General features: G+C 69.0%; 15 protein-coding genes. 5 read left to right on the top strand and 10 right to left on the bottom strand.

Annotated features, from left to right (window positions below):
- Window positions 1-21: 21 nt before the first annotated feature.
- From trmA to RKE50_RS07355, 7 genes are all read right to left on the bottom strand, one after another.
- Window positions 22-1116, bottom strand: coding sequence for a tRNA (uridine(54)-C5)-methyltransferase TrmA (gene trmA / locus RKE50_RS07385; RefSeq protein ID WP_350035562.1), 1095 nt, complete (start codon window positions 1114-1116; stop codon window positions 22-24).
- The gene (locus tag RKE50_RS07380) at window positions 1113-1427 is read right to left on the bottom strand and encodes a TusE/DsrC/DsvC family sulfur relay protein (RefSeq protein WP_502937873.1); all 315 of its coding nucleotides are present in this window, start codon (window positions 1425-1427) and stop codon (window positions 1113-1115) included. Before RKE50_RS07380 ends, trmA begins: the two co-directional genes overlap by 4 nt.
- Window positions 1428-1434: 7 nt before the next feature.
- Window positions 1435-1722, bottom strand: coding sequence for a DsrH/TusB family sulfur metabolism protein (locus tag RKE50_RS07375; RefSeq protein ID WP_350035560.1), 288 nt, complete (start codon window positions 1720-1722; stop codon window positions 1435-1437).
- Window positions 1722-2078: a DsrE family protein gene (locus RKE50_RS07370; RefSeq protein ID WP_350035559.1), complete on the bottom strand. Its 357-nt coding sequence runs from the start codon at window positions 2076-2078 to the stop codon at window positions 1722-1724. The genes RKE50_RS07375 and RKE50_RS07370 overlap by 1 nt, the downstream gene beginning before the upstream one ends.
- Window positions 2075-2476 (bottom strand): sulfurtransferase complex subunit TusD, encoded by a 402-nt coding sequence (gene tusD / locus RKE50_RS07365; RefSeq protein ID WP_350035557.1) that lies wholly within the window; start codon window positions 2474-2476, stop codon window positions 2075-2077. Before tusD ends, RKE50_RS07370 begins: the two co-directional genes overlap by 4 nt.
- Before the next feature lie 64 nt (window positions 2477-2540).
- Complete coding sequence (locus tag RKE50_RS07360; RefSeq protein WP_350035555.1) at window positions 2541-3215, bottom strand: Bax inhibitor-1/YccA family protein; 675 nt, start codon at window positions 3213-3215, stop codon at window positions 2541-2543.
- A gap of 115 nt (window positions 3216-3330) precedes the next feature.
- On the bottom strand, window positions 3331-4893 hold the full coding sequence (locus RKE50_RS07355) for a sodium:solute symporter family transporter (protein ID WP_350035553.1): 1563 nt from the start codon (window positions 4891-4893) through the stop codon (window positions 3331-3333).
- 87 nt (window positions 4894-4980) lie between these two features.
- Here RKE50_RS07355 and RKE50_RS07350 point away from each other — a divergent pair, with 87 nt between their 5' ends.
- From RKE50_RS07350 to RKE50_RS07335, 4 genes are all read left to right on the top strand, one after another.
- Window positions 4981-5724, top strand: coding sequence for a dienelactone hydrolase family protein (locus RKE50_RS07350; protein ID WP_350035551.1), 744 nt, complete (start codon window positions 4981-4983; stop codon window positions 5722-5724).
- Window positions 5725-5814: 90 nt separating this feature from the next.
- Window positions 5815-6375, top strand: a complete 561-nt coding sequence (locus RKE50_RS07345; protein ID WP_350035549.1) for a hypothetical protein — start codon at window positions 5815-5817, stop codon at window positions 6373-6375.
- Between the two features lie 41 nt (window positions 6376-6416).
- Window positions 6417-8291: a cysteine-rich CWC family protein gene (locus tag RKE50_RS07340; RefSeq protein ID WP_350035548.1), complete on the top strand. Its 1875-nt coding sequence runs from the start codon at window positions 6417-6419 to the stop codon at window positions 8289-8291.
- 72 nt (window positions 8292-8363) lie between these two features.
- The gene (locus tag RKE50_RS07335) at window positions 8364-9548 is read left to right on the top strand and encodes a BaiN/RdsA family NAD(P)/FAD-dependent oxidoreductase (RefSeq protein ID WP_350035546.1); all 1185 of its coding nucleotides are present in this window, start codon (window positions 8364-8366) and stop codon (window positions 9546-9548) included.
- 93 nt (window positions 9549-9641) lie between these two features.
- On the opposite strand, the gene RKE50_RS07330 is transcribed toward RKE50_RS07335, so the two are convergent.
- Window positions 9642-10136 carry an Lrp/AsnC family transcriptional regulator gene (locus tag RKE50_RS07330; protein ID WP_350035544.1) on the bottom strand — a complete coding sequence of 165 codons (495 nt, stop codon included), beginning with the start codon at window positions 10134-10136 and terminating at the stop codon, window positions 9642-9644.
- Window positions 10137-10268: 132 nt separating this feature from the next.
- Between RKE50_RS07330 and ilvB the strand changes: the two genes are divergently transcribed.
- On the top strand, window positions 10269-12128 hold the full coding sequence (gene ilvB, locus RKE50_RS07325; RefSeq protein ID WP_350035542.1) for a biosynthetic-type acetolactate synthase large subunit: 1860 nt from the start codon (window positions 10269-10271) through the stop codon (window positions 12126-12128).
- A 70-nt stretch (window positions 12129-12198) separates the two neighbouring features.
- Here ilvB and RKE50_RS07320 read toward each other — a convergent pair whose 3' ends face one another.
- Window positions 12199-12621 carry a PaaI family thioesterase gene (locus RKE50_RS07320; RefSeq protein ID WP_350035540.1) on the bottom strand — a complete coding sequence of 141 codons (423 nt, stop codon included), beginning with the start codon at window positions 12619-12621 and terminating at the stop codon, window positions 12199-12201.
- A gap of 74 nt (window positions 12622-12695) precedes the next feature.
- Window positions 12696-13355, bottom strand: coding sequence for a VOC family protein (locus tag RKE50_RS07315; protein ID WP_350035538.1), 660 nt, complete (start codon window positions 13353-13355; stop codon window positions 12696-12698).
- Window positions 13356-13357 lie beyond the last annotated feature (2 nt).

The raw sequence follows: 13357 nt of genomic DNA, 5'->3' as shown, positions 1-13357 counted from the left end.
GTCGTGGTGTTTGCGGGCGCGTCAGCGCCGCGCGAGGGCGACGGCGCACTCCATGTGGTCAGTGTAGGGGAACTGGTCGAACAGCCCAAAGCGGGTGATGCGGTAGTCGGCGTGCAGCACCGCGAGGTTCTCTGCCAGCGTGTGGGGGTTGCAGGAGACATAGAGCAGGTGATCGAAGCGGCGCAGGCTGGCCAGGGTCGCCGGGTCCAGGCCCGCCCGCGGCGGGTCCACGAAGGCGCAGCGCAGGTCGTGGTCCTCGAGGGGTACCGGCAGCTCCGCGAGGCGGCGGAATGCCCGCTCGCCGCGCAGGGCGCTGCTCATTTCCTCTGCCGAGAGCCGCACGACGGCAGCGTTGTCGACACCGTTGTCGGCGAGGTTGTGGCGGGCATCGCGCACCGACACCTTGGACAGCTCCGTGGCGAGCACGCGCGGGAAATGGCGGGCCAGGGGCACGGTGAAGTTGCCGTTGCCGCAGTAGAGCTCGAGGAGATCGCCCGGGAGCTCGCTCGCGGCCGCGCAGGCCCACTCGAGCATGGCCACGTTGACCGCCGCGTTGGGCTGCGTGAACGCCTGCTCGCGCTGCCGGTAGTGACAGCGACGGCCGTCGACGGTGAGCTGCTCCTTGACCCAGTCGCGGCCGATGACCACCTTCTGGCCGCGGCTGCGCCCGACGATCGCCAGGCCGAGCGCCTCTGCAAGGGCGCTTGCCGCGGCTTCCCAGGCGTCGTCGAGGCGCCGGTGATAGGCCAGGGTGACCAGGACCTCGCCCGTGGTCGCCGCGAGGAACTCCACCTGGAACAGCTTGCGCCGCAAATCGGCGTCATCCCGCAGCGCCCGGCGCAGCGGTTCCATGCGCTCGCGGATCGGGGTGCAGGCGATTGGGAAATCGTCGACCCGCAGCGGTTCCTTCGGCGCCGCCGGGTCGAACATGGCGTAGAAACTGTCGTCGCCCCCATGCCAGAAGCGGAACTCGGCGCGCATGCGGAAAGCCTCCGGCGGCGACGGCGCCACCGTGGCCGCGGGCGGGTCGAAGGGGGCGAGCAGGGCGCTCACGCGCCGGGCCTTGTCCGCCAGCAGCGCGTCGTAGCGGTGGGGCTCGAAGCGGGGCAGGCTCACAGGCAGTTTGCCGGCCGCGGCAGGCCCGCGAGGCGCGCACCGACCTTGGCCGGTGAGCCGGGGAAGAGCTTGAGCAGGTAGAGGCTCGTGCCCTTGTCGGCCCCGAGTTCCTGCCGGCAGTACTTCACCAGCGCCCGCATGGCCGGGGAGCTGTCATAGGTCGCGTAGTAGCGTCGCAGGAGCTCGAGCACCTCCCAGTGGGCTTTGTCCAGGGCGATGCCTTCCTCGGCGGCCAGCGCCGCGGCCACGTCGCGGTTCCAGTCGCTGCTGTCGCGCAGGAAGCCGTCCTTATCCAGCGGGGGCAGGGCCACGGCCGGCTCAGAACCAGGCACGCTGCGTCGCGTGCTGCTCCGTCAGGGCGAGAAAGCCCGCCGAATCCACCGCGGCAACGCGCGGGTCGCAGCGCCCGGTGAGGCCGCAGGCGGCGAGGTCTGCCGCGAGCACGTGCAGCGTCGCACCGGTGCGCGCCCAGGCGTCCAGCGCGGGCGCCGCGGCGTGCCAGGCCCCCTCGCCGTGAAACAGCACCGCATCCCCGTCCCGGAGCTGGGCGAGGGCAGCTTCCGTGGCGTCATCGCCGGGCAGCAGGTTGACCGTGTGCAGGGCCATCAGAAGGACAGCAGGTGCTCGTGCCGGTCCTGCAGTTCGCGCTGCGCCGCCGGATCGAGCACGGTGACGAAGGCAGGCAGGTCGGCGGCGGCCAGGCCGTAGCGGGCCAGGGCCCCGGCATCGGCGTAGACCGCCTCCAGGTCGTACAGCGGCATGGAATCGATGAGCCGGCGCAGGCTCTTGCGGCCGATCGCGGCCGGTTCCTGCGCGGGCGCGAGCTGCAGCACCGCGGGCCCGGCGAAGAGCACGCTGGTCGGCTGGTCGAAGGCGGCGTAGGCCAGCGCGGCGTCCAGGCCCGCCCGCGCCAGGGTGCCGGCGTAGGGCGCGCGGTTCATGACCAGCAGCGTGGACTTCACGGCGCGCCGCCGCCGAAGGTCAGGGCGCGGTCGGCGGCGGCGGTGGCCTCCACCAGCAGGCCGAGGCCGCCGAGGACGAAGCCTTCTGCCAGGGTCGCCGCCGGGCGTTCGAAGCGCGCGGCCTCGTCGCTGTCGAGCACGCCGTGGCGCACGGCGGAGCCTATGCAGGCGACCAGCTCGACGCCGTGCTGGCGGGCGAGCGCCTGCCAGTGCTCCCGGGGCGACGGCTCGTCACCGGGCGGCACGGCCGTGTCGAGGGCCACCTGCGTTCCCGCATCGGAAAAGAACACCCGGGGCAGCGCGTGGCCCGCGTCCAGCGCGGCCTCGCAGAGACCGATGGCGGCGCGGTGTACGGCGGTGGCCTGGGGCGGGGCGAGCACGAGGAGGGCGTAGCGCATGGGCGCGGATTATAAACAAAAAACCCCGGCAGGGCCGGGGTTCCGGGGGCGGGCAGCGCCGCCGTCAGTCGTCGCCGCCGAGCGCCGTGAGCAGGCTCAGCAGGTGGATGAACAGGTTGTAGATGTTCAGGTACAGACCCACCGTGGCGCGGATGTAGTTGGTCTCGCCACCGTGGATGATGCGGCTCGTGTCGAACAGGATCAGCCCCGACATGATGAACACCACGGCCGAGGAGATCGTCAGCGACAGCGCCGGGATCGCCAGGAAGATGTTCGCGATCATGGCCACCACTGCGATCAGCAGGCCCACCATCAGGAAGCCGCCGAGGAAGGAGAAATCCTTGCGGGTGGTCAGCGCATAGGCGGACAGGCCGAAGAACACGATCGCGGTGCCGCCGAGTGCCTGCAGCACGAGCGAAGAGCCGCCCGGCATCGACAGGTAGTAGCTGAGCAGCGGGCCGAGGGAGGCACCCATCACGCCCGTAAAGGCGAAGATCGCGGGCAGGCCTTTCGCGCTGTCCGCCAGGCGGTTGACCACGAACAGGAGGCCGAAACCGACCAGCGTCAGCACGAGGGCGGCGCCGTGGCCGAGACCGAGCGCCATGGACAGGCCCGCGGTACCGGCGCTGAAGAGCAGGGTCATACCCAGCAGCATGTAGGTGCTGCGCAGCACCTTGTTGGTGCTCGCCACCTGCTCCACGCCGCTGTTGGCAACGTTGTAAAGGCTTCTGTTCTCCATCGTTCACTCCGTTGGGACACGTGCTGAAGTAGGACCGGGAAAGCCGCTTTCGGTTCCCTGTCATAGGTGAACAGTATGGGGGCTGTGGGGCGCTTTGCAAGGGTGATCGGCGCCCTCAGCCGAGCCCTCGCGACAGGAGCTGGACAGCGCCGAGACCGGCGAGGATCGACGCCGCGCCCCCCGCGAGCCAGGCGATGCTGCGCCCCGCGGGCGCTGTGAGGCGCCGGGCGCGCTCGCGGTGGCCGCCGGCCGCGGTGAGGCCCAGGGCGATGCCCAGCGCCAGCACCAGCCCGGAGACGTTCCACCACAGCCAGGAGACGCTCGGCAGCGCGAGCGCGATGACCGCATTGCCGGCGATGCCCGCGAGGAAACCGAGGATCGCCGGGGCGCCGCGCGCGGCCGGCGCGAACAGGGCCAGGATGAACAGGGCGAGGAGCGGGCCGTTGGCCATGGAGCCGACCTTGTTGATCGCCTCGAGCACCGTGGGGGCGATGTGTTCCACGCTGAAGGAGAAAGCCACGGCGGCCGCGCCCCAGGCGAGCGTGACCCAGCGGGAGAGGCGGAACAGCTGCTCCTCATTGCGCCGCCGGTCGCGGTCGATGAAGTCCTCCAGCGTGGCCGCCGAGAGGCTGTTCAGCGCCGAGTCGATGGAGGACATGGCGGCGGCGAACAGGCCGACGATGGCCAGGCCCGCAAAGCCCGGGGCGAATTCCCGGGAGACGAAGGCGGGAAACACCAGGTTGATGTTCGCGCTGCCGTCCGCCGTGCGCGGCAGGGAGGCCAGGAACTCGGGCTGGCGCGCGGCGTAGGCGGCAAGGCCCAGGCCGAGGAGGCAGTAGGCCAGCACGAGGGGAAAGCGGAGCAGGCCGTTCAGCACCAGCACGCGCTCCAGGCCGCGTCGGTCCCGCGCCGCGAGCAGCCGCTGGGCCTGGCTCTGGTCGCAGCCGTAATAGGCCACGTAGAGGAAAAAACCGCCGAAGAGCATCGGCCAGAAGCCGTAGTCGTTGCCGGTGGTGAGCCCCCAGTCATCGACCAGCGGGCCGAGGCGGGGGACGAGCCCGTCGAGGTCCGCGAGCAGCGGCTCGGCCAGCCAGGCGACCGCGAAGAGCACGGCGGCCACCAGCAGCAGCATCTGCACCACGTCGGAGATAACCACCGCGCGCATGCCGCCGAGCACGTCGTAGGCGATGGTGATCCCCATCAGCAGGCAGACCGCGACCGGGTAGCTGAGGCCGGTGATGAGTCCCAGCACCGAGGCGACGCCGTAGACCGTGACCCCGGTGGCGACACCGCGAAACACCAGGAAGCAGCCGCTGGCGAGGCGGCGCGCCGCCGGCCCCAGCCGCTCCTCGAGGAAAGCGTAGATCGAGATGACGCCGCTGGCGTGGACCGGAGCGAACAGGAAGCACAGCGCCAGCATGGCCAGGGGCACGGCGAGCTCGTACTGCAGCCAGAGCAGGCCGCCGGCCGCGGCGAAGCCCACGAGAGCCGGCGCCCCCAGCAGGCTGTTGGTGGAGCACTGGGTGGCGATGATCGAGGTGGCGAGGGCCCAGTTGGGCAGGCCGTGGCCGGCGAGGTAGTAGTCCTCCCGCGAATGCTGGTGCCGGCCGAGGCCCACCGCGAGGAGCAGCATCCCCGCGAGGTAGCAGCCGATGACCCACCAGTCGAGGGTGGTCACCGTTTATGCCCTGTATCCGGCCGTGGTTGCAGTAAGGCGCGGCGCTGGCCTAAGGTGAAGCGCCGCGTCTGCATAACGAGGTCATCCATGGTTCGCCTGCTCTTCCTCCTGCCTTTCCTTGTGACGTTGGCCGCGCCGCCGCTTCATGCCGCTGGAAAGGACGTCTCATATTCGGTCGACGGAGAACCTTTCGAAGGGTACTTTGCTGCCGCCGAAGACGCCAAGGGCCTGGTTCTCCTGATCCACGACTGGGACGGCCTCACCGATTACGAGCGCCAGCGCTCGGACATGCTTGCAGAGCTCGGCTACGACGTTTTCGCCGCCGACCTGTTCGGCGCCGGTGTCCGTCCGACGAAGGTAGAGGACAAGCGCCAGCACACGGGCGAGTTGTACGAGGACCGCGAGCGCATGCGTGCGCTCATGCGCGGCGCGCTCGCGGAAGCGCAGCGCCAGGGTGGCGACGTCGGCAATGCGGTCACCATGGGCTATTGCTTCGGCGGCGCGGCGGTGCTGGAGTTCGCCCGCTCGGGCGCGGCGCTGAAGGGCTTCGCGACCTTCCACGGCGGCCTCGGTACGCCGCCGGGGCAGGACTACCGCGCCGTGGCCGGCCCGGTTGCCGTTTACCACGGCAGCGCCGATGCCGCGGTCACGCTCGAGGATTTCGCGACGCTCGCCAGCGCACTGGAAGACAACGGCATTCCCCACGAGATGACGACCTATGGCGGCGCGCCCCACGCCTTCACCGTGTTCGGCAGCGACCGCTATCGCGCCGACGCGGACGAACAGTCCTGGGCGGCCTTCCAGGACTTCCTGGAGCGCACCCTGGACTGACGTCAGGGTGGATGGGGTGGCTGAAAAGCCCTGCAATTTCCCGCTGGCGTTCTAGAATTGCCTGTGGGGGGAACAGGAGAGGAGAGACCCGTGGTAGACCAGGACGCGCCCGGCCTCGAGGCGCACTTCATCCGCATGAAGGAAGCTGTCGCCGGACAGTTGACCCGCTTTTCACTGGTGGGTGCCGTCGTCGACAACCTGCACCAGAAGCAATGGGAAGCCCGGCGCAACGCCGCCCTGGCTGCACTCGGCGAGGCGGCGCTGAAGGCCTGCCTCAAGGACGGGGACCTGAAAGCCCGCCTGCTGCCCCGGGTCGCCGCGGGCGACCGGGCGCGCGTGCGGGCCCTGTTTGCCGGCGAACTGGACAGCCCGGCCACGGCGCCGGCGCAGACAGCCGGAGACGCCGCGGCACCGGCGCCGCAGAGCCGCCCCACGGCCGAGCCCGCGCCCGCACCGCCTGAGGCCGCCGATCCGGCGACCTGGGCCGAGGGCGACTTCCGCCGCTACCTGCGCGAGCACGAGCCGCGCAACCGCACGGAACTGCGCAAGCTGAACGGGTCGGTGTACCGGCAGCTGTACAAGCACCACCCGGCGCTGCTCGAGGAGTTGCTGCCCAGCCAGCGAAGCGGGGCGGGGACCCGCAGGGCCTGAGCCAGGCGCGGGGGCGGCCACCAGGCGCCGGGCCCGACCTGTTGAGCCTCTTACGGAGGCTCTTCGCGGGGCTCCTGGCGCTGTTCTGCGCCGAGGGTCTGGCGCAGGATCCCTGGCCGGCGATGGCGCTGCCCGTTGATCAAGCCAAGGTTCCGGCGGCCGCCGTGCGAGTGCTGCGCGACCCGGCGGGTGCACTGGCACCGGAGCAGGCCCTGGCGCGCCTGCGCGCTGGTGACGCGACGAGCGATGCTGCGCTCAATGCCGGCATCACCGGCGATACCTTCTGGGCAGCCATGCGTTTGCGCAACGCGGCGCCGGAGCGGCGCACCGTGGTGCTCGCTCACGACTACGCCCCCATGGACCGCGTTACGCTGTACGACGCTGAGCGCACCCGGGTCGCGGGCGACGGCGTGCCGCGCGCTGACTCTAACTACCCACGGCGCCTCGCCAATTTCCCGCTGACCCTCGATGCCGGGGAGTCGCGCACGGTCCTGCTGCAGCTGCGCAGCAGTGCCAACATGAACTTCGCGTTCTCCCTCTGGTCGCCGGCGGCCTACGCGCGCTCCGAGGGCATCGTTCTCGCAGCCTACGGTTTCCTTTTCGGTGCTCTTGCGCTGACGCAGTTGTGGCTGCTCTACGGTGTCGTCCTCTACCGGGACCGCACCGCCCTGGCCATGGCGGTGTATCTCGCCGCCTGGGGCGCCTACATCGGCTTCCTCAACGGACTGTTTACGGGCTGGCTCGCACCGCTGTCGACCTCCCTGCTTTATTACGCGCACATCGCCACGATCGGGCTGCTGTTCGGTTCCGGCACGCTGTTCTTTCGCCGTTTCCTGCAGCTCGCCGCTTTCTATCCGCGGGCTGACACGGGGCTACGCGTGCTGCAGTGGGCCAGCTTCCTGGCGCCGACACTTTTCTTCCTGGGCCTCCCCGCCATCTTCGTGTCGTCGGTGTTTCTCCTGCTCACCGGCGTGGCGCCGGTATTCAACTCGCTGTTCGCGGCCTGGCTGTGGGGGCGGGGTCACCCCTTTGCCGGTGTTTTCACTGTAGGCTGGGTCGTGGCGCACGGCAGTGCCCTGCTGAACACGCTGCGCATCGCCGGCCATCTCCCGCCGGCCGACTGGATCGTGCATCTTCCGGCTATCGGTATCGTGATCGCTTTGCCCTGCTTCGCCTGGGGCGTGGCCCGCCGCCTTCGGAAAGAGCACCGGCTGGCGTTTACCGACGCGCTGACCGGCCTTGCCAATCGCCACCGCTTCGAGGCCGTTCTCGACCAGGAGCTATTGCGGGCGGAGCGGAACGGGCAGCGTTTGGCACTGCTCCTGGTGGATGCCGATCATTTCAAGGCCGTTAACGATGCGCATGGTCACGCCGTCGGTGATCGGGTGCTGGCCGAACTCGGTCGGGTGATCGATGGTTGTGCGCGGCGCACCGACTGCGCCGCGCGCATCGGCGGCGAGGAGTTTGCTCTGCTGCTTATCGAGGCGGATCGGGATGGCGCCATGCAGGTGGCAGAGCGCCTGCGGCGTGCTGTCGAGGCCGAACTGCGCTCGCCCGCGGTCACGGTCAGCGTGGGTGTGGCCGCGCACGTGCCGGGGTCGGGCACAGTAAAGGTGCTGCGCGAGCGAGCTGACGAGGCGCTCTATGCGGCGAAGAACGCGGGGCGTAACCGCGTCATTGATGCAGCTGAGCTGGTGGCCGGGCCGGCCGCAGACGGCAACAACTCGACGTGCCCGCGTTGCCGGGGGGGCTTCCAGTGCATGGCGGGCACCGGGAGGCCGTGCCCCTGCGCCGGGGTGGCGCTTGACGACGAGCAGCGCAGCATTATTGCCACCCGCTGGGAAGGCTGCCTGTGCCGCAGCTGCCTGCTCGCAGTCCGGGACGAAACCAAACATCTCGCGGAACGAACGCCGTAGGCGGACGCACGGGTCCGGATCGGACTGCTCGGCACGGTATACTGGCGGGCGTTTTGCAGCGCAGTCGCGGCCATGAGTGAAAACCCCGATGTCATCATCGTAGGCGGCGGCGCCAGCGGCCTCATGTGCGCCATCAGCGCCGGCTATCGGGGTCGCTCGGTGCGGGTGCTGGAGATGGGGCCCAAAGTGGGGCTAAAGATCCTGGTCTCCGGCGGGGGGCGCTGCAACTTCACCAATCGCCGGGCGGACCCGCTCGAGCACTTCCTCTCCGATAACCCCCACTTCTGCATTTCCGCCCTCAGGCGCTATACCCCCGAGGATTTCATCGCCATGGTGGAGGCGGCCGGCATTGCCTACCACGAGAAGAAGCTCGGGCAGCTGTTCTGTGACCACAGCGCCCGCGACATCGTCGCCATGCTGCTTCAGCACTGCGATTGGGCGGGGGTGGAGATCGGCCTCCGGCAGCGGGTGACCGGCCTGCGCGAAGCGGGGGAGGGCGGCTACCTCGTGGAGACGGAAACTGGCAGCCACCAGGCGCCCCGGGTGGTGCTCGCCTCGGGCGGGCTGTCGATGCCGAAGATCGCCAGTGACCTCGCCTTCCGCGTCGCCGACCGCCAGGGCCTCGCGCGGGTGCCCACCCGGGCGGCCCTGGTGCCCTTAACCTGGCGGGCCGACGACAAGGCCCGCTATGCGGCGCTTTCCGGCATCTCGCTGGATGCATCGGTCACGGTGGGCGGGGTGAGCTTCCGTGAGAACATCCTGTTTACGCACCGGGGCCTCAGCGGCCCGGCAATCCTGCAGGTATCTTCCTACTGGCGGGAGGGCGAACGCGTCCTGATCAACCTGCTGCCGGAGCATGACGCCGCGGCCTGGCTTTGGTCCGCGCAGCAGGAAACTCCCCGGCAGCAATTGTCCACGGTACTGCGGACCGCGCTGTCGCGCCGGCTGGTGGAAGTCCTCTGCGAGACCGCGTTCCAGGATGACCGGCTCGGCAGTGTGCCCGCTGCGGTGCTGCAACAGGTGGGCGAGCAGCTCAATGCCTGGCCGTTCCTGCCCAATGGCACCGAGGGCTACCGCACGGCAGAGGTGACGCTCGGCGGCATCGCGACCAGCGAGGTCTCGTCGAAGACCTTCGAACTGAAAAAGCTGCCCGGCGTGCACGTGATCGGTGAGGCGCTAGACGTCACCGGCTGGCTGGGCGGCTACAACTTCCAGTGGGCCTGGGCCTCCGGCTGGTGTTGTGGGCAGCACCTCTAGTCCCGGGACCTGTGTGATGGTTGCGAAAGGGGAGCATTCGCATGACCTTCGCAGCTTTAGCGTCCACCGACGGCTGCGACACGGTGCTCATCTTCAAACGGTGAGCTCCCCCTGCTCGATGGGCAATTCCGTCGTGATCTTCACCCGCGACAGCGCCGCGTTCGAATGGATCTCCTGCACCGTCGGCATCTGCGACAGCTTCTTGCGGAACAGCGTCTCGTAGCTGTCGATATCCCGGGTGACGATCTTCAGCAGGAAGTCGTAATCGCCCATGATCGTGTGGCACTCGAGCACCTCCGGCAGGTCGCGGATCTGCTCCTCGAACTCGGGCAGGGAGCGCTTGCCGTGGGCGGAGAGCTTCACCCGGGCAAAGACCGTAACCGAGAGGCCTAGCTTGCGCTGGTCGAGGAGGGCGACGCGGCGCTCGATGATGCCGTTTTCCTCCAGGCGGCGGATGCGGCGCCAGCAGGGCGGCTGGGTGAGGCCCACCCGCTCGGCGATTTCGGCGGCGCTGAGGCCCGCATCGCGCTGGAGGAGGGCGAGGATGCGGCGGTCGAGCTTATCGAGTTTCACGGGGTCTGACTGCATGAAACCTACTCTTACTTCATTGATTAGGTAGCAATCATACTCAAGCGACTGCCCTAAGGGCAGCAAACAAATAACGCCGACGCGATTCTCGGGCTAAGCTGTGCCTTTTCGTGACGGGAGGACAGGGGCACCATGGGCGTCGACAACATCACCTACGGGGACCAGGCTTCCGTCACCGGCGGCCGCCTTTCCGATATCCAGCCCGGGCAGCGGGCCGGTGCAGCCCGCGGTGCGGAGCTGCTCGCGCGGGCGCTCAGGGCCGAGGGCGTCGACCTGCTCTTCGGCTACCCGGGCGGGGCCAACCTCGAGATCTTCGACGTGCTCGCCGGCGCCGGCATCCGCTGCGTGCGCACGGAGCACGAGCAGGGGGCCGTGCACGCCGCCCAGGGCTATGCCCGCGCGAGCGGGCGGGTGGGGGTGTGCCTCGCGACGTCGGGCCCCGGTGCCACTAACCTGGTCACCGGCCTTGCCGATGCCAACAGCGACTCGACCCCGGTGGTTGCCATCACCGGCAATGTACCGACGCCGCTGCTCGGCAAGAACGCCTTCCAGGAAGTCGATATCGTCGCCATCACCCGGCCGATCACCAAGAAGAGCACGCTGGTGCGCCGGGTGAGCGAGATCCCGGAGGTGGTGCGCGAGGCCTTTGCCCTCGCCGGGGGTAACCGGCCCGGGCCGGTGCTTATCGACATTCCCAAGGATATCCAGCAGCACTACCCCAAAGACGCGGCGGGCAACTACACGCCGCCGCCCATCCCCGCCGTCATCGAGCCGCCGGAACCGGAAGCAGGCGGGCTGGGCGACAACCAGCTCGCCGAGGCCTGCCGGCTGATCGGCGAGGCCAGGCGTCCGGTGATCTACGCCGGCGGCGGCATCGTGGCGGCCGGCTGTGGTGAGGCGCTCCGGCAGCTGGCGGAGGCGCTGGCCTGCCCGGTGACCACCACGGTGATGGGGCACGGCGTGTTCCCGCCGGAGCACCCGCTGGCGCTGGGCTGCCTCGGCATGCATGGGGCGAAAGTGGCGAACGTCGCGGTCAACGAGGCCGACCTGGTGCTGGCGCTCGGCGTGCGTTTCGACGACCGCGTTACCGGGCGTGTGGATGCCTTTATTGCCGACGGGAAGATCATCCATATCGATATCGACCGCACCGAGCTCAACAAGAACAAGACGGTGACGCTGCCGCTGTGCGCCGACCTCGCCTTGGCGCTGCCGCAGCTCGTGGCCTGCGCGCGGACAGCGGAGCGTGGAGACTGGCTCGGTTATCTCGACGGCCTGCGCCGGGACTTTCCGTACCCGCTGCCGCGGCACGCCGACCGCATCAGCCCGCAGCAGGCGATTGCCCGCATCAGTGAACTGACCGACGGCAATGCCATCGTCAGCCTCGGTGTCGGCCAGCACCAGATGTGGGCCATGCAGCACTACCGCAGCCGCCGGCCGCGGGGTTTCCTCTCCAGCTCCGGCTTCGGCACCATGGGCTACGGCCTGCCCGCCGCGATCGGCGCCAAGGTCGCCTGCCCGGATGCGACGGTGATCGACATCGACGGCGACGGCTCCCTGAACATGACCGTGCACGAGCTGGCCACCTGCCGTCGCTACGGGATCGGCGTCAAGGTCGTCCTCATCAACAACCAGTGGCTGGGCATGGTCAGGCAGTGGCAGGACATGATCTATGACGGCCACCGGGCGGAGTCGGGGCTCGCGGACCCGATGGCGGTGAAGGCCGACGATGAGGCCGACATCTATCCGGACTTCCCGACGATTGCTGCCGGTTACCGGATCAAGGCGGAACGAGTCAGCCGCCCTGAAGACCTCGACGCCGCGCTGGAACGCCTGCTGGCAGACCCGGGCGAGACCTACCTCCTCGACGTGATCGTGGCGGCGGAGGAGAACGTGTACCCGATGATTCCCGCCGGCGGTAGCTACCAGGAGATCATCATGGGGCCGGAAGACCTCGTTGCAGGCGCGCGGGAGCGGCAGGGGAGTAACGTCTGAAGGTGCCTTATGCCGCGCAGTTCGTTCCTGAACAAAGCAGGCGCATCGTCGTGCGTCCTCCGCCCGGCGGTCAGCCAGCCGCCGTCGCATAGGTTCCCCGGCCGATGGCCAGCAGCTTGCCTTCCTCGGAATACACGTCGATATCGCAGACCGAGACGGTGCGGCCGATGCGTCGCACCTTTGCATGCGCCAGCAGGTCCGTATTGATCGCGGGCCGCAGGTAGTCGGTGCGGAAATTGATCGTCGGCACGCCGTGGCCCAGCTGCCAGATGAGCGCAAAGTCACCCGCGATATCGATCAGACTGGCGATCACGCCGCCGTGGTGCTGGCCGGTGCCCTCGGCGCGAGCGATGCGGTCGCTGTAGCGCAGGCGCATTACCAGCGTATCAGCCGCGTCGTCGAGCTGCTCCACGCTGAGGTCGAGGACATGGTGGAACGGACTGCCTGCCAGCATCTCGTTAAGGGCGGCAAGGGTCATCTTCTGTTCGCTCATGCAAGTGCTCCTGAGGCTTGGCTGAACCGCTGTCGGTGCCTGTGATGGATAGTGCCCGCTGTTCTCCCCGCCGTTCAGTCGAGGAGTTCCCCGACGGCCGGGAAGTGTGCTGGCGGCGAAGCGAGGGTGACGACGCCGCGCGGTGTATCGAAAGCGGCTTCCAGCAATGGTTCGTCCGCGCTGCGTGTGGTCAGGCCCGGTGCCGTCAAACACGGCAGCAGATCACCGGGTGCGTTCACGCAGAGCGAACGCAGACGGATGTCTGTTGCCATGGCGGTCGAGGGGTGTTCCGTAAGCGAGGACCAGGCGATGAAAAAGGGCACGGCGTTGCCGGCGGGTGAAGGTCCCGGCAGCAACAGGTTCCAGCGCAGCGTGCCTCCTTCACCGGGCAGCTCCCGGGCACCGGCCGTCTCTGCGGCGACGGAGACGCCCGCCCGCTGGAGCAGGGGGGTCACCGCGCTTACCTGCTCCACTCGCACTGCCCACCAGAGGAGGGTCGGCGCGGCCAGGGTGTGCAGGAAGTCTGCGATACGGGTGGGGGGCTGTGCCGGGTCGGGCGCAAACACTTCCAGGTAGCAATGGTCCCTCAGCGCGAGCAGCGCATTGCAGGTACCTTGCCCGGGATGGGAGCCACCGACGACCGGCTCGACGCCGAAACGTTCCGCCAGGTAGTCCTGCCCCGCTGCCAGCGACGGCGAGGCGACCAGCAGGTGATCAATAGCGAGCGCTACCATGG

Origin of the sequence: Pseudohaliea sp., assembly GCF_040217025.1 — a bacterium.
In the GTDB taxonomy this organism is placed as follows: domain Bacteria; phylum Pseudomonadota; class Gammaproteobacteria; order Pseudomonadales; family Halieaceae; genus Pseudohaliea.
This window is presented reverse-complemented; position numbering and strand designations above follow the sequence as displayed.

What these genes read in the sequence shown, in the direction of transcription:
- RKE50_RS07375 (WP_350035560.1), bottom strand. Translation starts at nt 1,722, where the DNA reads ATGGCCCTGCACACGGTCAACCTGCTGCCCGGCGATGACGCCACGGAA.
- tusD (WP_350035557.1), bottom strand. Translation starts at nt 2,476, where the DNA reads ATGCGCTACGCCCTCCTCGTGCTCGCCCCGCCCCAGGCCACCGCCGTA.
- RKE50_RS07360 (WP_350035555.1), bottom strand. Translation starts at nt 3,215, where the DNA reads ATGGAGAACAGAAGCCTTTACAACGTTGCCAACAGCGGCGTGGAGCAG.
- RKE50_RS07350 (WP_350035551.1), top strand. Translation starts at nt 4,981, where the DNA reads ATGGTTCGCCTGCTCTTCCTCCTGCCTTTCCTTGTGACGTTGGCCGCG.
- RKE50_RS07335 (WP_350035546.1), top strand. Translation starts at nt 8,364, where the DNA reads ATGAGTGAAAACCCCGATGTCATCATCGTAGGCGGCGGCGCCAGCGGC.
- RKE50_RS07330 (WP_350035544.1), bottom strand. Translation starts at nt 10,136, where the DNA reads ATGCAGTCAGACCCCGTGAAACTCGATAAGCTCGACCGCCGCATCCTC.
- ilvB (WP_350035542.1), top strand. Translation starts at nt 10,269, where the DNA reads ATGGGCGTCGACAACATCACCTACGGGGACCAGGCTTCCGTCACCGGC.
- RKE50_RS07320 (WP_350035540.1), bottom strand. Translation starts at nt 12,621, where the DNA reads ATGAGCGAACAGAAGATGACCCTTGCCGCCCTTAACGAGATGCTGGCA.
- RKE50_RS07315 (WP_350035538.1), bottom strand. Translation starts at nt 13,355, where the DNA reads ATGGTAGCGCTCGCTATTGATCACCTGCTGGTCGCCTCGCCGTCGCTG.